Below are 17,970 nucleotides of genomic sequence, written 5' to 3' on the forward strand. Positions count from 1 at the left end.
AATAACCCACAATAAAAATAGCTTTAACATATTAAAAGCATCAATTAAATGCTATAAAACATTAAGATTCAACAATCAAAGAGTGTAAAGGTAATGGAAAATTATCAAATCGATAATCTCGATAAACAGATTCTGCATGCATTAATGGCCAATGCACGCACACCCTACGCAGAATTAGCAAAACGTTTTAATGTGAGTGCCGGCACAATTCATGTTCGTATTGAAAAAATGAAGCAAGCGGGGATCATCACAGGAACTCAGTTAACTATCAGCACCAAGCAGTTGGGCTATGACGTGTGCTGTTTTATTGGGATTAATTTAAATAGTGCACGCGACTATCCGCAAACCTTAATTAAACTCGAAGCACTAGAGGAAGTTGTTGAAGCTTATTACACCACTGGTAACTACAGTATTTTTATCAAAGTAATGACTCGCTCAATCGATCATCTGCAAGATGTACTGATAAATAAAATACAAGCAATTGAAGCTATTCAATCAACAGAAACTCTTATATCGCTACAAAACCCAATTAGCCGCACAGTAATGCCTTAACACTAAAAATCTCGTATAATTACTGAAAAAGAGGATAATCATGCAGCAAACTCGCTATCAAAGAATCGCAGACGTACTTTCGCGCCGACAAACTGACCTAACAGTGTGTTTAGAGGACGTGCATAAACACCATAACCTTTCCGCTATCGTAAGAAGTGCAGACGCCGTAGGTTGTCATCACGTGCATGCCGTATGGCCAGAAAATCAAAAATGGCTTACTAATAATACCTCTGGTGGTAGTAAAAACTGGCTGGAAACACATTTACATAAAAATATTGACGATGCGACAACAGCTATGCGTGCTCGTAATCCCGATATACAAATACTCGCGACTCACTTATCAACCGATGCCGTTGATTTTAGAGAAATAGACTATACTAAGCCAACCGCCATTATTGTCGGCCAAGAAAAAACAGGGATCTCAGAGCAAGCTTTAAAACACGCTGATCAAAACATTATTATACCCATGCAAGGGATGGTTCAATCACTAAATGTATCCGTTGCAGCTGCATTAATACTCTTTGAAGCTCAACGTCAGCGCGAACTTGCAGGGCTTTATAATCGCAATATGTTGAGTGATGAAATTAAACATCCCATTTATTTTGAAGGGTGTCACCCTATTATTGCTCGGCAATGTAAGCTAAAAAAGCTTCCCTACCCGGTACTCGATGAGCACGGTGAAATAGTGGCTGATGAACAGTTTTGGCAAGCTTTAAAACATGCTTGATGCCACGTCGCACTATAAGTACACTTAACTCACTTACAAATAATAAGATTTGAGCCCACCTTGTCTAAACCTAGCTTAAGCCAATACCCAATAACAGAACTCAAAGGCGTTGGCCCTAAAATGGCCGAGCGATTGCTAAAGCTAGGTATTTCTACAGTACAAGACATGCTGTTTCATTTACCTCTTCGCTATGAAGACCGCACCCGGCTTTATACTATAAACGAGCTTTCATTACACAGCCATGTAAGCGTGGAAGCAACAATTGAAACAAGCCAGATCACCTTTGGTAAAAGGCGCATGCTAGTTTGCCAAATAAACGATGGCACCGGCAGACTTACACTACGATTTTTTAATTTTACCGCGGCACAAAAAAATGCCCTCAGTGCAGGAAAAATAATACGTTGTTTTGGTGAAGTTCGCCGTGGCCGTGTAGGCTTTGAAATGAGTCATCCGGAATATAGCATAAGCGACACACCCAATGAGCAGCCTACGGCTACAACGCTTACTCCGGTTTACTCAACCACTGAAGGTTTAAAGCAATTATCAATTAGAGCACTTAGCGATCAAGCTATTAATCTATTGCAAAAATATTCAGTAGAGGAGCTGCTTCCAGCGCAATGGCAACCTTCTAATTTAGGGCTAAGTGATGCCTTACTATTATTACATCGCCCACCTAACGACATAGACGTAATTGCACTTGAACAAGGTACTCATCCAGCTCAGCAGCGGCTCGTTTTTGAAGAGCTACTAGCGCAAAATCTCAGCTTGTTAAAAATACGCCAACAAGGGCAACAAGTTAAAGCTGTCAGCTTAAATCCTAACAACGCATTAGAAAGCCAATTTTTAGCGCAACTCCCTTTTGATCCAACCAATGCACAAAGTCGTGTAGTCGCCGAAATTAAAGGTGATTTACAACAGCCTTACCCTATGATGCGTTTAGTACAAGGCGATGTTGGCTCAGGTAAAACATTAGTAGCAGCATTAAGTGCATTGACTGCTATAGCACAAGGTTTTCAGGTAGCTTTAATGGCTCCTACCGAAATTCTCTCCGAGCAGCATGGGATTAACTTTAATAACTGGTTTAACCAATTAGGTATTACAGTTGCCTGGCTTGGAGGTAAAACTAAAGGTAGAGAACGTGTAGCTACACTTGAAAAAATAGCCTCCGGGGAGGCGCAAATGATCGTCGGCACCCATGCGTTATTTCAAGACGAGGTGAAATTTCATAATCTCGTGCTTATTATTATCGATGAACAACATCGTTTTGGTGTTCATCAACGATTATCACTGCGTGAAAAAGGCCGCTTTGGCGACTGTTACCCACATCAACTAGTCATGACAGCAACACCTATACCTCGCACACTTGCAATGACCGCTTACGCCGATTTAGAGACCTCTGTAATAGATGAATTACCACCGGGTCGAACACCCATAACAACAGTGGCATTACCAGACACTCGTCGAGGCGATATTATCAATCGCGTTAAATTAGCCTGCCATGAGCAAGGCAGGCAAGTTTATTGGGTATGCACGCTCATTGATGAATCAGAAGTGCTGCAATGCCAAGCCGCCGAAGATAGCGCGCAGCAATTAAAAGAAGCCTTACCAGAGCTAAACGTAAGCCTTATACATGGACGGATGAAAGCTGCAGAAAAACAAGCCATTATGAGTGAGTTTAAAGCTGGTAATATTCATGTTTTAGTCGCAACCACAGTCATTGAAGTAGGAGTGGATGTACCTAATGCCAGTTTGATTATTATAGAAAACCCTGAGCGTTTAGGTTTAGCACAATTACACCAACTACGTGGTCGAGTAGGGCGTGGAGCTACCGCTTCGCATTGTGTACTTTTATACCATGCACCTCTCTCACATACAGCACAAAAGCGTCTGGGCGTGTTAAGAGATAGTAACGATGGTTTTGTTATAGCTGAGCGAGACTTAGAGATCCGCGGCCCTGGTGAAGTGCTCGGCACTAAACAAACCGGTTTAGCTGAATTTAAAATTGCCGATCTAACCCGCGACAAACACACTTTAAATCAAGTCAGGCCAATAGCGCAGCAAATGCTAATACAGCACCCAAAACAAGTAGATGCACTTATAAGTAGATGGCTTGGTAATAAATCCAACTACGCACTAGCTTAAAACTGCGCTCTTTCACAATATCGAGATTATCCCTAGTACTTTCCAGCTTAAGTTTTACTTTTCTGCAGACGTAAAAAAGCCCGAATATTTTCAATCGGGCTTTCTCGATTTGAAGCCTGGCAATGTCGTGGTGCCCACAGCAGTGGAGAGTCACAGTGCAAATGCACTAAACTCATTGGCTAGTGATGATGTTTTTATGATTTGAGTGTCGGGTGTCGCTACGCTCGCCCGACCTACGCGGGAGACTTGTGTACATTATTCACCCACATTTCACTTTTCTGCAGACGTAAAAAAGCCCGAATCGTTAAATTCGGGCTTTTTACAATTTGAAGCCTGGCAATGTCCTACTTTCACATAGCAAATGCTACACTATCATCGGCGCTGTTTCGTTTCACTACTGAGTTCGGCATGGGGTCAGGTGGGTCCAAAACGCTATTGTTACCAAGCAAATTAGGGCGTTAATTCGTATCACTACAAATTAACTGAATTTGGAAAATATCTGATAATATTTTTTAAGTCTTTGCGTAAATATCTACTTTAGTCATATTAACTTCTTGCTTGAACTGTCACATAAAACGCGTTTGGCGTTGTATGGTTAAGCCTCACGGGTAATTAGTACAAGTTAGCTTAATGCCTCACAGCACTTCCACATCTTGCCTATCAACGTTGTAGTCTCCAACGGCCCTTCAGAGAGCTTATAGCTCTAGTGAGAAATCATCTCGAGGCCTGCTTCGCGCTTAGATGCTTTCAGCGCTTATCAGTTCCGAACGTAGCTACCGGGCAATGCCATTGGCATGACAACCCGAACACCAGCGGTTCGTTCACTCCGGTCCTCTCGTACTAGGAGCAACCCCTCTCAATTCTCAAACGCCCACGGCAGATAGGGACCGAACTGTCTCACGACGTTCTAAACCCAGCTCGCGTACCACTTTAAATGGCGAACAGCCATACCCTTGGGACCGACTTCAGCCCCAGGATGTGATGAGCCGACATCGAGGTGCCAAACACCGCCGTCGATATGAACTCTTGGGCGGTATCAGCCTGTTATCCCCGGAGTACCTTTTATCCGTTGAGCGATGGCCCTTCCATTCAGAACCACCGGATCACTATGACCTACTTTCGTACCTGCTCGACGTGTCTGTCTCGCAGTTAAGCTGGCTTCTACCATTACACTAACCGTACGATGTCCGACCGTACTTAGCCAACCTTCGTGCTCCTCCGTTACTCTTTAGGAGGAGACCGCCCCAGTCAAACTACCCACCAGGCACTGTCCGTAACCCCGATTCAGGGGCCAACGTTAGAACATCAAAACTACAAGGGTGGTATTTCAAGGTTGACTCCAACAAAACTAGCGTCTCATCTTCAAAGTCTCCCACCTATCCTACACATGTAGGTTCAATGTTCAGTGCCAAGCTGTAGTAAAGGTTCACGGGGTCTTTCCGTCTAGCCGCGGGTACACAGCATCTTCACTGCGATTTCAATTTCACTGAGTCTCGGGTGGAGACAGCGTGGCCATGGTTACACCATTCGTGCAGGTCGGAACTTACCCGACAAGGAATTTCGCTACCTTAGGACCGTTATAGTTACGGCCGCCGTTTACCGGGGCTTCGATCAAGAGCTTCTCCCTAAGGATAACCCCATCAATTAACCTTCCGGCACCGGGCAGGTGTCACACCGTATACGTCATCTTGCGATTTTGCACAGTGCTGTGTTTTTAATAAACAGTCCCAGCCACCTGGTCACTGCGGCTCCCGTCCGCTTAGAGAGCAAGTCTCATCACAGATAGGAGCGTACCTTCTCCCGAAGTTACGGTACGATTTTGCCTAGTTCCTTCACCCGAGTTCTCTCAAGCGCCTTAGTATTCTCTACCTGACCACCTGTGTCGGTTTGGGGTACGATTCCATATAATCTGAAGCTTAGAGGCTTTTCCTGGAAGTATGGCATCAACAACTTCATCACCTTAGTGACTCGTCTCGTGTCTCAGGTTTAGTGTTCGTCCGGATTTACCTAAACAAACGCCCTACTCACTTTCACATGGACTACCAACGCCATGCTTGCTTAGCCTGCTCCGTCCCCCCATCGCAATTATATCGAGTACAGAAATATTAATCTGTTTCCCATCGACTACGCCTTTCGGCCTCGCCTTAGGGGTCGACTTACCCTACCCTGATTAACATGGGATAGGAACCCTTGGTCTTCCGGCGTGGGAGTTTTTCACTCCCATTATCGTTACTCATGTCAGCATTCGCACTTCTGATACCTCCAGCAACCCTCCCGGATCACCTTCAACGGCTTACAGAACGCTCCCCTACCACTCATCCTAAGATGAATCCGCAGCTTCGGTGCATAGTTTAGCCCCGTTACATCTTCCGCGCAGACCGACTCGACCAGTGAGCTATTACGCTTTCTTTAAAGGATGGCTGCTTCTAAGCCAACCTCCTGGCTGTCTGGGCCTTTCCACATCGTTTCCCACTTAACTATGACTTTGGGACCTTAGCTGGCGGTCTGGGTTGTTTCCCTCTTCACGACGGACGTTAGCACCCGCCGTGTGTCTCCCGGATATTACTTTACGGTATTCGGAGTTTGCAAAGGGTTGGTAAGTCGGGATGACCCCCTAGCCTTAACAGTGCTCTACCCCCGTAAGTATTCGTCCGAGGCTCTACCTAAATAGATTTCGGGGAGAACCAGCTATCTCCCGGTTTGATTAGCCTTTCACTCCTAACCACAAGTCATCCCCTAACTTTTCAACGTTAGTGGGTTCGGTCCTCCAGTTGATGTTACTCAACCTTCAACCTGCTCATGGCTAGATCACCGGGTTTCGGGTCTATACCTTGCAACTATTCGCCCAGTTAAGACTCGGTTTCCCTACGGCTACCCTAATCGGTTAACCTCGCTACAAAATATAAGTCGCTGACCCATTATACAAAAGGTACGCAGTCACCCAACAAGTGGGCTCCTACTGCTTGTACGTACACGGTTTCAGGTTCTATTTCACTCCCCTCACAGGGGTTCTTTTCGCCTTTCCCTCACGGTACTGGTTCACTATCGGTCAGTTGGGAGTATTTAGCCTTAGATGATGGTCCACCTATATTCAGTCAAAGTTTCACGTGCTCCGACCTACTCGATTTCACTTAAAATGTCTTTTCATGTACGGGACTATCACCCTGTATCGTGGCGCTTTCCAGCAGCCTTCCATTAACACATAATAAGCTTAAGGGCTGTTCCGATTTCGCTCGCCGCTACTTTCGGAATCTCGGTTGATTTCTTTTCCTACGGGTACTTAGATGTTTCAGTTCTCCGCGTTCGCCTCGTTAACCTATGTATTCAGTTAACGATACCTGCAAGCAGGTGGGTTTCCCCATTCGGAAATCCTAGTCTCAAGTGCTTTTTACTAGCTTGACTAGGCTTATCGCAAGTTAATACGTCCTTCATCGCCTCCAACTGCCAAGGCATCCACCGTGTACGCTTAGTCACTTAACCATACAACCCAAACGGGTCTTTGTTGTGTGACAGTTTAACTTCGCCAGAAGTCAATATTGAATACTAAAGTAGATACCAATCAATCAACTCAAAGAGTTAATTAAATGGCACTGAATGGTACTGCTACCATTCTTTTTTTACTTTTGAAAACTCTTGATAAATAACAATGTTATTCATCAGAATTTTATTATCAGCTTTTCCAAATTTTTAAAGAGCATATTAATTAGTTATTCCGAAGAACAAGCACTAATTAACAATCATCTGTGTGGACACTACGAACAAATAAGTTCTAAATCGTATAAGGAGGTGATCCAGCCCCAGGTTCCCCTAGGGCTACCTTGTTACGACTTCACCCCAGTCATGAATCACTCCGTGGTAAACGTCCTCCCGAGGGTTAGACTATCTACTTCTGGAGCAACCCACTCCCATGGTGTGACGGGCGGTGTGTACAAGGCCCGGGAACGTATTCACCGCGTCATTCTGATACGCGATTACTAGCGATTCCGACTTCATGGAGTCGAGTTGCAGACTCCAATCCGGACTACGACGCACTTTAAGTGATTCGCTTACCTTCGCAGGTTCGCAGCACTCTGTATGCGCCATTGTAGCACGTGTGTAGCCCTACACGTAAGGGCCATGATGACTTGACGTCGTCCCCACCTTCCTCCGGTTTATCACCGGCAGTCTCCTTAGAGTTCTCAGCATTACCTGCTAGCAACTAAGGATAGGGGTTGCGCTCGTTGCGGGACTTAACCCAACATCTCACAACACGAGCTGACGACAGCCATGCAGCACCTGTATCAGAGTTCCCGAAGGCACCAAACCATCTCTGGTAAGTTCTCTGTATGTCAAGTGTAGGTAAGGTTCTTCGCGTTGCATCGAATTAAACCACATGCTCCACCGCTTGTGCGGGCCCCCGTCAATTCATTTGAGTTTTAACCTTGCGGCCGTACTCCCCAGGCGGTCTACTTAATGCGTTAGCTTTGAAAAACAGAACCGAGGCTCCGAGCTTCTAGTAGACATCGTTTACGGCGTGGACTACCGGGGTATCTAATCCCGTTTGCTCCCCACGCTTTCGTACATGAGCGTCAGTGTTGACCCAGGTGGCTGCCTTCGCCATCGGTATTCCTTCAGATCTCTACGCATTTCACCGCTACACCTGAAATTCTACCACCCTCTATCACACTCTAGTTTGCCAGTTCGAAATGCAGTTCCCAGGTTGAGCCCGGGGCTTTCACATCTCGCTTAACAAACCGCCTGCGTACGCTTTACGCCCAGTAATTCCGATTAACGCTCGCACCCTCCGTATTACCGCGGCTGCTGGCACGGAGTTAGCCGGTGCTTCTTCTGTCAGTAACGTCACAGCTAGCAGGTATTAACTACTAACCTTTCCTCCTGACTGAAAGTGCTTTACAACCCGAAGGCCTTCTTCACACACGCGGCATGGCTGCATCAGGCTTGCGCCCATTGTGCAATATTCCCCACTGCTGCCTCCCGTAGGAGTCTGGGCCGTGTCTCAGTCCCAGTGTGGCTGATCATCCTCTCAAACCAGCTAGGGATCGTCGCCTTGGTGAGCCATTACCTCACCAACTAGCTAATCCCACTTGGGCCAATCTAAAGGCGAGAGCCGAAGCCCCCTTTGGTCCGTAGACATTATGCGGTATTAGCAGTCGTTTCCAACTGTTGTCCCCCACCTCAAGGCATGTTCCCAAGCATTACTCACCCGTCCGCCGCTCGTCAGCAAAGAAGCAAGCTTCTCTCTGTTACCGCTCGACTTGCATGTGTTAGGCCTGCCGCCAGCGTTCAATCTGAGCCATGATCAAACTCTTCAATTAAAAAGTTTTATGTCTTTCGACAGCTCAATGAATTCTGAATTTATTTTTAATATCTTTCGATATTGAATTGACTGTGCCGAAGCAACTTATAAATAAGTTACTTCTGTTGGTCACTCAGTTTTCAATTGAGACTCTAATTTGTTTGCCTTACTTAGCGAACTAAGCTTGGCTGTTAGAACTCAATCTGTACGAGTGCCCACACAGATGATTGCTTTATATTGTTAAAGAACGTTTTGAGTCGCTTTAGCGTCTCAAGGGATGCGTATAATACATCCTTTATTTTTCGAGTCAACACTTAGTTTTAAACTTTCTTTTTGGAAGATTTAAAGCCGAAGTTTTATTTAACTCTCTAAGTAGTTGCTGCCTTGCTATGCTTCGGCGTTTCCCTTCTCAGTGGGGTCGCATTATAGGGAGATCCGAAAACAGATCAACTGTTTTTTAAAGAAAACTTGAAATAAACTGCTGTTCGCTGAGTATTTGAGCTAAACGCTTAAAAACACAACTAAACTACTATCGTTAAGAAATTTATAGCGCTATTTGAAATGAAAGTTATGACAACTACTAATGAATAAAGACATATTTGGATCATCTATGCTAAATAACTAACCAATATGAGAAGACTCGTATTACTTAAAATCATTTAAAGTAATCAAAAGGCGAAAATTGAATTGATCGAGCTATGTTTAATCATAATTTAATAATATTAAGAAATAAGTTTACTTAGGCCGTAATACTCAACCTTGATATGAGATTCTTAATATAGGTATATAGGTAAATGAGTACACGTTATGTCTTATAATCAGATTTATAAATATAAACTTCGTAGTGGGCCGCTCTACTGGATAATCTAAGTTTTGGAGTTGTATTATATAATAGCTCTAAACGAACAATATATAATGAAGATAATCCTTAACCATGATCTGATAGGCTATTTTGAATGAGTAATAAGTAAAGAGTAACTTGGTAGGGATATTAAAGCAGGTGTTAAAACAACTTATCAATTTAGAATCTATGAGTCAGTACTCGTAAACGATCATAATAGAAGGTAATCACTGATCCATATAGATTAACAAATTTTAGGCAAGAAAAAGCCGAGCATAGGCTCGGCTTTTAGGTTTCTTTAAGACTTACTCTGCAGACTGTGCGTCTTCTTGAACTGCTTCGCTAGTCGCTGGGCGACCAACTAGTTCAATATAAGCCATTGGTGCATTATCACCAGTACGGAAGCCACACTTAAGAATACGAGTGTAACCACCTGGACGATCCGCGTTACGTGGACCGATTTCACTGAATAACTTACCAACAACTTCATTATCACGCGTGCGAGCAAACGCTAAACGGCGATTTGCTACACTGTCAGTCTTAGCCAGTGTGATTAAAGGTTCAATTACACGACGTAACTCTTTCGCTTTAGGCAAAGTAGTTTTGATGATTTCATGTTTCACCAAAGAACCTGCCATATTGCTAAACATCGCTTTACGATGGCTACTGTTACGGTTTAATTGACGACCACTCTTACGATGGCGCATGACCCTATCCTTCTAACTAAACTAATATAGTGATTTAGATTATTCAGCTAAACTTGCAGGTGGCCAATTTTCTAGGCGCATGCCTAGAGAAAGTCCACGTGAAGCTAGCACGTCTTTAATTTCAGTTAGAGACTTCTTACCTAAATTAGGCGTTTTAAGAAGCTCAACTTCAGTGCGCTGAACTAAATCACCGATATATTGAATTTGCTCGGCTTTCAAACAATTTGCTGAGCGTACTGTTAGTTCAAGATCATCAACTGGACGAAGTAGAATAGGATCGAATTCTGGCTTCTCTTCTTTCTCTTCTGGCTCAGTTACATCACGTAAATCTACGAATGCATCTAATTGCTCAGCTAAGATAGTAGACGCACGGCGGATCGCTTCTTCTGGATCTAAAGTGCCGTTTGTTTCCATATCAATGATTAACTTGTCTAAATCTGTACGTTGCTCAACTCGAGCTGATTCAACCGAGTACGCAATACGTTCAACTGGGCTAAATGATGCATCAAGCAACAATCTACCAATTGGACGCTCATCGTCATCAGAGGATAAACGACTAGATGCCGGCACATAACCACGACCACGTTCAACACGAATACGCATGCTGATCTCGCTGTTATTTGTTGTTAAATTACAAATAACATGATCTGGGTTAGCAATTGTTACATCGCCATCGTGCTGAATATCTGACGCAGTCACAGGGCCTACACCAGATTTAGCCAGGGTCAGAAAAACTTCATCTTTGCCTTCTAACGTTACTGCTAAACCTTTTAGGTTTAATAGTATTTCAATGATGTCTTCTTGAACGCCTTCTTTCGCGCTGTACTCATGCAATACACCGTCGATTTCAACTTCAGTTACTGCACATCCAGGCATAGATGAAAGCAGTATACGGCGTAAGGCATTACCCAAAGTGTGACCGAAGCCACGCTCAAGTGGTTCTAAAACTATTTTAGAACGTGTTGGGTTGATAGCGTCGATATCGACTAACCTTGGTTTTAGAAATTCTGTAACAGAACCCTGCATTTTATCCTCTCTTAACTCTTAACTTTACTTAGAGTAAAGTTCGACGATTAGTTGTTCATTAATGTCCGCAGACAGATCTGAACGCTCAGGTAGACGCTTAAAGCTGCCTTCCAATTTCTTACCGTCAACTTCAACCCAAGTCGGCTTTTCACGTTGCTCAGCCAACTCTAGAGCAGCGATGATACGTGCTTGTGTTTTAGACTTCTCACGGATTACAACAGTATCTTCTGGAGCAATTACGTACGAAGGAACATTCACAACACGACCATTAACTAAAATCGCTTTATGGCTTACTAACTGACGTGCTTCTGCACGTGTGCTAGCAAAACCCATGCGATATACAACATTGTCTAAACGTTGCTCTAATAGCTGTAACAAGTTTTCACCTGTATTACCTTTAAGGCGAGCAGCTTCTTTGTAGTAGTTACGGAATTGCTTTTCTAATACACCGTAGATACGACGTACTTTTTGCTTTTCACGTAATTGTAAACCGTAATCAGATAAGCGACCTTTACGAGCGCCATGCTGACCAGGTGCAGTCTCAAGTTTACACTTAGAGTCGATAGCTCTTACGCCGCTCTTAAGGAACAGGTCAGTGCCTTCACGACGACTCAGCTTGAGCTTAGGGCCCAAATATCTTGCCATGTTATTTCTCCTAACCTATTGTTAAACGCGACGTTTCTTCGGTGGACGACAACCATTATGTGGTATTGGCGTCACGTCAGTAATGTTGGTAATACGGTAGCCAGCAGCATTCAAAGCACGTACAGCAGATTCACGACCTGGACCTGGACCTTTGATGAAAACTTCTAGATTTTTTAAACCGTATTCTTGAGCAGCAGTACCTGCACGCTCTGCAGCAACCTGAGCAGCAAATGGAGTAGATTTACGTGAACCACGGAAACCTGAACCACCGGCAGTAGCCCATGATAGTGCATTACCTTGACGATCGGTAATCGTTACAATAGTGTTGTTGAAAGAAGCATGAACATGAGCCATACCATCAGCAACTTGTTTTTTAACCTTTTTACGACGAATTGGTGTCTTAGCCATAATACTATCCCCTTATCGCTTAATAGGCTTACGAGGACCCTTACGGGTACGCGCGTTAGTCTTAGTTCTTTGACCACGTAGTGGTAAAGAGCGACGGTGACGTAGGCCACGATAACAACCAAGGTCCATTAGGCGCTTGATATTTAAAGTAACTTCACGACGAAGATCACCTTCAACGGTGTACTTGCCAACTGCATCACGCAATACGTCAAGAGTTTCGTCTGAAAGTTCACCGATTTTTGTGGTCTCGGCGATACCAGTCGCTGCTAAGATAGCCTTAGAGCGAGTCTTACCTATGCCATAAATAGCTGTTAAACCAATAACTGCATGTTTATGATCAGGGACGTTAATGCCAGCAATACGGGCCACTAACACATCTCCTATATTCGAATTTGGTAATCATCTGTTTGAAGAGCCCGTAAGGATACTCAAACGAAGACCAAATCACTACTAAAAACACAGGCCGAGAAAACTCAGCCTGCACGCTGTTTACTTAACCTTGCCTTTGCTTATGCTTAGGCTCACTGCAAATTACGCGTACTACACCAGCACGTTTAATAACTTTACAGTTACGGCATATTTTCTTAACGGAAGCACGTACTTTCATTGCTCAACTCCGTAAACTGACCTTATCGACCATAGCCTTTAAGGTTCGCTTTTTTCAGCACAGAATCATACTGATGAGACATCAGGTGAGTCTGTACTTGTGCCATAAAGTCCATGATAACAACTACGATAATCAAAATTGATGTACCGCCGAAGTAGAATGGCGTTTGCCATGCCATTGTCATGAATTCAGGCACCAGACAGATAAAGGTTATATACAAAGCACCTGCCAATGTCAGGCGTGTCATCACTTTATCAATGTATTTAGATGTCTGCTCACCTGGACGAATACCTGGGATAAATGCGCCAGATTTCTTCAGGTTATCTGCTGTTTCACGTGGGTTAAACACCAACGCTGTGTAGAAAAAGCAGAAGAAGATGATAGCTGCTGCTAAAACCATTGCATACAATGGCTGACCTGGGGTCAACGTTGTAGCTATAGCTTGTAACACATCAGCGACCGGACCTTCACCCTGGCCGAACCAGCTGGCAATTGTACCAGGGAACAGAATTATACTGCTAGCGAAAATTGGTGGAATAACACCCGCCATATTTACTTTTAGTGGTAAATGCGTGCTTTGGGCAGCAAATACTTGACGACCTTGTTGGCGTTTAGCGTAGTTAACAACAATACGTCGTTGGCCACGTTCAAAAAACACTACAAGATAAGTAACAGCGAATACGATTACCGCAACCATCAACAGTACAAAAACATTCAAATCACCTTGGCGCGCCATTTCAGCTGTCGAACCAATAGCAGACGGCAGGTTAGCTACAATACCAACAAATATTAAAACAGAGATACCGTTACCAATACCACGTTCTGTTATTTGTTCGCCCAACCACATAAGGAACATAGTACCAGTCACTAAACTCACCACTGCGGTGAAATAGAAACCCATACCAGGGTTAACAACTAACCCTTCCATCATGCCCGGTAAGCTTGTGGCAATACCGATTGATTGGATAGTAGCAAGCACAAGCGTGCCATAGCGTGTGTACTGGCTAATTTTTTTACGCCCTTGCTCACCTTCTTTCTTAAGCTCTATAAACGGAGGATACATATGCGTTAATAGTTGCGTAATAATCGAAGCCGAGATATACGGCATAATACCCAGTGCTAACACTGAAGCTCGCTCAAGCGCACCACCGCTAAACATGTTGAACATCTCAACAATGGTGCCCTTTTGTTGCTCGAAGAAATCGGCAAGTACAGCGGCGTCAATCCCAGGGATCGGCACAAATGAACCTAGACGGTATATAATGATAGCACCTAATACGAAGAGTAATCGGCGCTTCAATTCCGAAAGTCCACCTTGTGCACTTTGCATATCTTGACCTGGTTTAGCCATTAGTACTTCCTTAGTCTTCTACCTTGCCTCCGGCAGCTTCGATAGCTTCGCGTGCACCTTTAGTGGCTCTAAGGCCCTTAACGGTAACAGCGCGTGAAACTTCGCCAGATTTAACAACTTTAACGAACAAAACGTTCTTTTTAACTAGACCAGCTGCTTGTAACGCGCTTAGGTCTACCACATCGCCTTCTACTTTAGCGATTTCGTATAGGTTTATTTCTGCAGATACTAATGATTTGCGAGAAGTGAAACCGAACTTAGGTAGACGACGTTGCATAGGCATTTGACCGCCTTCGAAACCAACGCGTACTTTACCGCCAGAACGTGATTTTTGACCTTTGTGACCACGGCCACCAGTCTTACCAAGACCAGAACCGATACCACGACCAACACGTTTTGGAGCAGTTTTTGAACCTGCAGCAGGTGAAAGTGTATTCAAATGCATGAAATTAACCCTCTACCTTAACCATGTAAGAAACCTGGTTTATCATACCACGTACACATGCTGTGTCTTCTAACTCAACAGTGTGGTTGATACGACGTAAACCAAGACCGCGTAATGTAGCTTTATGTTTCGGTAAACGACCGATAGAGCTTTTTACTTGTGTTACTTTTACAGTTTGATTTGCCATGGTTACCCCAGTATCTCGTCTATGCGAAGACCACGTTTAGCAGCAATCGACTGAGGAGAATTCATATTCTCAAGAGCAGAGATTGTTGCACGCACTACGTTGATTGGGTTAGTAGAACCGTAACATTTAGAAAGTACGTTCTGCACACCAGTCACTTCTAGTACCGCACGCATTGCACCACCAGCGATGATACCAGTACCTTCAGAGGCTGGTTTCATAAACACTTGTGAGCCAGCATGACGTCCTTTAACAGGATGCTGTAATGTGTTGCCATTTAGGTCTACATTGATCATATTGCGACGTGCTTTTTCCATTGCTTTTTGAATAGCAGCTGGAACTTCACGTGCTTTACCATAACCAAAACCTACTTTACCTGCGCCATCACCAACTACTGTTAGTGCTGTAAAGCTAAAGATACGACCACCTTTAACTACTTTAGACACACGGTTCACCGCGATTAGCTTTTCAGCTAGATCAGGCTGTTGTTGCTTTGCTTCTACGTTAGCCATTGTCTACTCCTAGAATTGCAAACCGGCTTCACGCGCAGCATCAGCTAGCGCCTTCACACGGCCGTGATATTTAAAGCCACTACGATCAAAAGCAATCTTTTCGATGCCTTTGTCAGCCGCACGTTCAGCAACCGCTTTACCAACTGCTTGCGCAGCTGCAACGTTGCCGGTGCCTTTAACTGTTTCGCAAATAGCTTTTTCAACAGTAGAAGCAGCAGCCAGTACAGTACCCTCAGCAGTAACTACTTGAGCGTATATGTGACGTGGCGTGCGGTGGATAACAAGACGCGTTGTGCCTTGTTCAATATAATTTCTACGAGTGCGTTTAGCACGACGTAGACGAGCTGTTTTTTTATCCATCGTCTTACCTTACTTCTTCTTAGCCTCTTTACGGCGCACATTCTCATCTGAATAACGAACACCCTTGCCTTTATATGGCTCAGGTTTACGGTATGCACGAATGTTAGCAGCTGTTTGACCAACTAACTGCTTATCTACGCCCTTAACTAGAACTTCTGTTTGGCTTGGAGTTTCAATCGTAATTCCTTCAGGAACTGCGAAATGAACTGGGTGCGAGAAACCAAGAGTTAAATCTAATGTTTTACCCTTAGCTGCTGCACGGTAACCAACGCCTACTAACTGAAGTTTCTTCTCGTAACCTTCATGCGTACCAACAATCATATTGTTGATTAGAGCGCGAGCAGTACCTGCTTGAGCCCATGCATCTGTTACGCCTTCACGAGGTAAAGTTGTAATAACGTTTTCTTCAACTTTTACTTCAACAGCGTTGTTGATAGTACGAGTTAATTCACCGTTTTTGCCTTTAACTGTGATTTCCTGGCCTTTTAATGTAACTTCTACACCGGCAGGAACACTAATTGGTGCCTTTGCTATGCGAGACATAGTTCCCCTCCGATTAAGCTACAAAACCAATGATTTCACCACCAACGCCTGCACTACGTGCTGCGCGGTCTGTCATTAGGCCTTTAGAAGTTGATACGATAGCGATACCTAGACCACCCATTACCTTTGGTAATTCGTCACGTCTCTTATAGATACGTAAACCAGGGCGGCTAACACGCTGGATATTTTCAATAACAGCTTTGCCTTCGAAGTACTTCAATTCGATAGAAAGCTCAGGTTTTACGTCGCCATTGATTGCGAAATCAGCGATGTAACCTTCATTTTTTAATACTTTAGCTACTGCTACTTTCAGTTTTGAATTAGGCATCGTTACAGATACTTTCTTCGCTGACTGACCGTTACGGATTCGTGTAAACAAATCCGCGATAGGATCTTGCAAGCTCATAGTCTTACTCCCGTGATTCTTTTACCAGCTAGCTTTTTTAAGGCCAGGAATTTCACCGCGCATAGCTGCTTCGCGAACTTTAATACGGCTCATGCCGAATTTGCGAAGGAAACCATGTGGGCGGCCCGTAATGTTACAACGATTACGCTGACGTACAGGGCTAGAATCACGTGGTAAAGCTTGTAGCTTAAGTACCGCGTCCCAACGATCATCTTCAGATGTATTAACATCACTGATGATAGCTTTTAGTGCTGTGCGCTTTTCAGCGAACTGAGCAACTAGTTTTGTGCGCTTTGCTTCGCGCGCTTTCATAGAATTCTTTGCCATAACCCTACCCTTATTTCTTGAATGGGAAGTTAAACGCTTCTAACAACGCACGGCCTTCCTCATCAGATTTCGCAGAAGTAGTAATAGTAATATCCATACCGCGTACACGGTCTACTTTATCGTAATCGATTTCTGGGAAGATGATTTGTTCACGTACGCCCATGCTGTAGTTGCCACGTCCATCAAAAGACTTAGCACTTACGCCACGGAAGTCGCGAATACGTGGGATAGCGATTGATACCAAACGCTCAAAAAAGTCCCACATACGTTCGCCACGTAGGGTTACTTTACAACCTATCGGGTAACCTTCACGCACTTTGAAGCCAGCAACAGATTTGCGTGCTTTAGTGATTAGAGGTTTCTGACCAGAGATTGCAGCTAGATCCGCAACAGCGTTATCTAGAATTTTCTTGTCAGCTAGGGCTTCGCCCACGCCCATATTCAATGTGATCTTTTCGATCAGAGGGACTTGCATGACAGAGCTGAAACCAAACTTCTCTTGAAGTTCAGCTACTACTTTGTCTTTATATACTTCATGCAGTTTCGCCATCATTCTACTCCAACTATTAAATAGTTTTACCAGTAGATTTAAAGATACGTAATTTCTTACCATCTTCAATCTTGAAACCTACACGATCTGCTTTACTCGTTTCCGAGTTGTAGATCGCAACGTTTGATACGTCGATAGACGCTTCTTTCTCAACAATACCGCCAGGCTGGTTCAATTGTGGAACCGGCTTTTGGTGCTTTTTGATCAAGTTTATGCCTTCGACAAATAATCTTCCAGATTCAGTAACAACTGAAAGCACTTTTCCGCGCTTACCTTTGTCTTTACCTGCTAGAACGATTACTTCGTCATCACGACGGATTTTTGCTGCCATGATAGACTCC

General features: G+C 44.1%; 19 protein-coding genes and 3 rRNA genes. 3 read left to right on the forward strand and 19 right to left on the reverse strand.

From position 1 onward, the window contains the following. Positions 1-93 precede the first annotated feature (93 nt). Genes asnC through recG form a run of 3 tightly spaced genes read left to right on the forward strand, consistent with a single transcriptional unit; the run spans position 94 to position 3,421 of the window. Positions 94-552 (forward strand): transcriptional regulator AsnC, encoded by a 459-nt coding sequence (asnC, locus tag PNIG_RS15415; RefSeq protein ID WP_011329434.1) that lies wholly within the window; start codon positions 94-96, stop codon positions 550-552. Positions 553-592: 40 nt separating this feature from the next. After that, a complete protein-coding gene (trmH, locus tag PNIG_RS15420; protein WP_089368838.1) occupies positions 593-1,279 on the forward strand; it encodes a tRNA (guanosine(18)-2'-O)-methyltransferase TrmH in 687 nt (228 codons plus the stop codon). A 60-nt stretch (positions 1,280-1,339) separates the two neighbouring features. Then, entirely contained in the window at positions 1,340-3,421 is a 2,082-nt protein-coding gene (gene recG, locus PNIG_RS15425) for an ATP-dependent DNA helicase RecG (protein ID WP_089368839.1), read from the forward strand. Between the two features lie 331 nt (positions 3,422-3,752). Here recG and rrf read toward each other — a convergent pair. From rrf to rplX, 19 genes are all read right to left on the reverse strand, one after another. Next, positions 3,753-3,867, reverse strand: a 5S ribosomal RNA gene (gene rrf, locus PNIG_RS15430). A 145-nt stretch (positions 3,868-4,012) separates the two neighbouring features. Then, positions 4,013-6,901, reverse strand: a 23S ribosomal RNA gene (locus tag PNIG_RS15435). Between the two features lie 299 nt (positions 6,902-7,200). Then, a 16S ribosomal RNA gene (locus PNIG_RS15440) occupies positions 7,201-8,736 on the reverse strand. The 16S, 23S and 5S rRNA genes sit together here, the layout of an rRNA operon. 1,127 nt (positions 8,737-9,863) lie before the next feature. Beyond that, positions 9,864-10,265 carry a 50S ribosomal protein L17 gene (gene rplQ, locus PNIG_RS15445; RefSeq protein WP_002959450.1) on the reverse strand — a complete coding sequence of 134 codons (402 nt, stop codon included), beginning with the start codon at positions 10,263-10,265 and terminating at the stop codon, positions 9,864-9,866. 39 nt (positions 10,266-10,304) lie between these two features. Next, positions 10,305-11,291 (reverse strand): DNA-directed RNA polymerase subunit alpha, encoded by a 987-nt coding sequence (locus tag PNIG_RS15450; RefSeq protein ID WP_011329437.1) that lies wholly within the window; start codon positions 11,289-11,291, stop codon positions 10,305-10,307. Between the two features lie 24 nt (positions 11,292-11,315). Beyond that, positions 11,316-11,936, reverse strand: coding sequence for a 30S ribosomal protein S4 (rpsD, locus tag PNIG_RS15455; protein ID WP_011329438.1), 621 nt, complete (start codon positions 11,934-11,936; stop codon positions 11,316-11,318). 21 nt (positions 11,937-11,957) lie between these two features. Next, positions 11,958-12,344 (reverse strand): 30S ribosomal protein S11, encoded by a 387-nt coding sequence (rpsK, locus tag PNIG_RS15460; RefSeq protein WP_002959471.1) that lies wholly within the window; start codon positions 12,342-12,344, stop codon positions 11,958-11,960. A 12-nt stretch (positions 12,345-12,356) separates the two neighbouring features. Beyond that, positions 12,357-12,713 (reverse strand): 30S ribosomal protein S13, encoded by a 357-nt coding sequence (gene rpsM, locus PNIG_RS15465; RefSeq protein WP_006794252.1) that lies wholly within the window; start codon positions 12,711-12,713, stop codon positions 12,357-12,359. 124 nt (positions 12,714-12,837) lie between these two features. Further along, entirely contained in the window at positions 12,838-12,951 is a 114-nt protein-coding gene (gene rpmJ / locus PNIG_RS15470) for a 50S ribosomal protein L36 (protein WP_002959476.1), read from the reverse strand. A 22-nt stretch (positions 12,952-12,973) separates the two neighbouring features. Then, on the reverse strand, positions 12,974-14,302 hold the full coding sequence (gene secY, locus PNIG_RS15475) for a preprotein translocase subunit SecY (protein ID WP_011329439.1): 1,329 nt from the start codon (positions 14,300-14,302) through the stop codon (positions 12,974-12,976). Positions 14,303-14,312: 10 nt separating this feature from the next. Beyond that, a complete protein-coding gene (rplO, locus tag PNIG_RS15480; RefSeq protein ID WP_011329440.1) occupies positions 14,313-14,747 on the reverse strand; it encodes a 50S ribosomal protein L15 in 435 nt (144 codons plus the stop codon). A 4-nt stretch (positions 14,748-14,751) separates the two neighbouring features. After that, positions 14,752-14,934, reverse strand: coding sequence for a 50S ribosomal protein L30 (rpmD, locus tag PNIG_RS15485; RefSeq protein WP_011329441.1), 183 nt, complete (start codon positions 14,932-14,934; stop codon positions 14,752-14,754). Positions 14,935-14,936: 2 nt separating this feature from the next. Continuing rightward, positions 14,937-15,443, reverse strand: a complete 507-nt coding sequence (gene rpsE, locus PNIG_RS15490) for a 30S ribosomal protein S5 (RefSeq protein ID WP_011329442.1) — start codon at positions 15,441-15,443, stop codon at positions 14,937-14,939. 9 nt (positions 15,444-15,452) lie between these two features. Further along, the gene (rplR, locus tag PNIG_RS15495; protein WP_011329443.1) at positions 15,453-15,803 is read right to left on the reverse strand and encodes a 50S ribosomal protein L18; all 351 of its coding nucleotides are present in this window, start codon (positions 15,801-15,803) and stop codon (positions 15,453-15,455) included. A 9-nt stretch (positions 15,804-15,812) separates the two neighbouring features. Next, positions 15,813-16,346: a 50S ribosomal protein L6 gene (gene rplF, locus PNIG_RS15500; RefSeq protein ID WP_011329444.1), complete on the reverse strand. Its 534-nt coding sequence runs from the start codon at positions 16,344-16,346 to the stop codon at positions 15,813-15,815. A gap of 13 nt (positions 16,347-16,359) precedes the next feature. Beyond that, on the reverse strand, positions 16,360-16,752 hold the full coding sequence (gene rpsH / locus PNIG_RS15505; RefSeq protein ID WP_011329445.1) for a 30S ribosomal protein S8: 393 nt from the start codon (positions 16,750-16,752) through the stop codon (positions 16,360-16,362). Between the two features lie 21 nt (positions 16,753-16,773). Beyond that, positions 16,774-17,079: a 30S ribosomal protein S14 gene (rpsN, locus tag PNIG_RS15510; protein ID WP_011329446.1), complete on the reverse strand. Its 306-nt coding sequence runs from the start codon at positions 17,077-17,079 to the stop codon at positions 16,774-16,776. A 10-nt stretch (positions 17,080-17,089) separates the two neighbouring features. Further along, complete coding sequence (gene rplE / locus PNIG_RS15515; RefSeq protein WP_011329447.1) at positions 17,090-17,629, reverse strand: 50S ribosomal protein L5; 540 nt, start codon at positions 17,627-17,629, stop codon at positions 17,090-17,092. A gap of 16 nt (positions 17,630-17,645) precedes the next feature. Further along, the gene (rplX, locus tag PNIG_RS15520; protein WP_011329448.1) at positions 17,646-17,960 is read right to left on the reverse strand and encodes a 50S ribosomal protein L24; all 315 of its coding nucleotides are present in this window, start codon (positions 17,958-17,960) and stop codon (positions 17,646-17,648) included. Positions 17,961-17,970: the final 10 nt, after the last annotated feature.

This window comes from Pseudoalteromonas nigrifaciens, assembly GCF_002221505.1.
GTDB lineage: Bacteria > Pseudomonadota > Gammaproteobacteria > Enterobacterales > Alteromonadaceae > Pseudoalteromonas > Pseudoalteromonas nigrifaciens.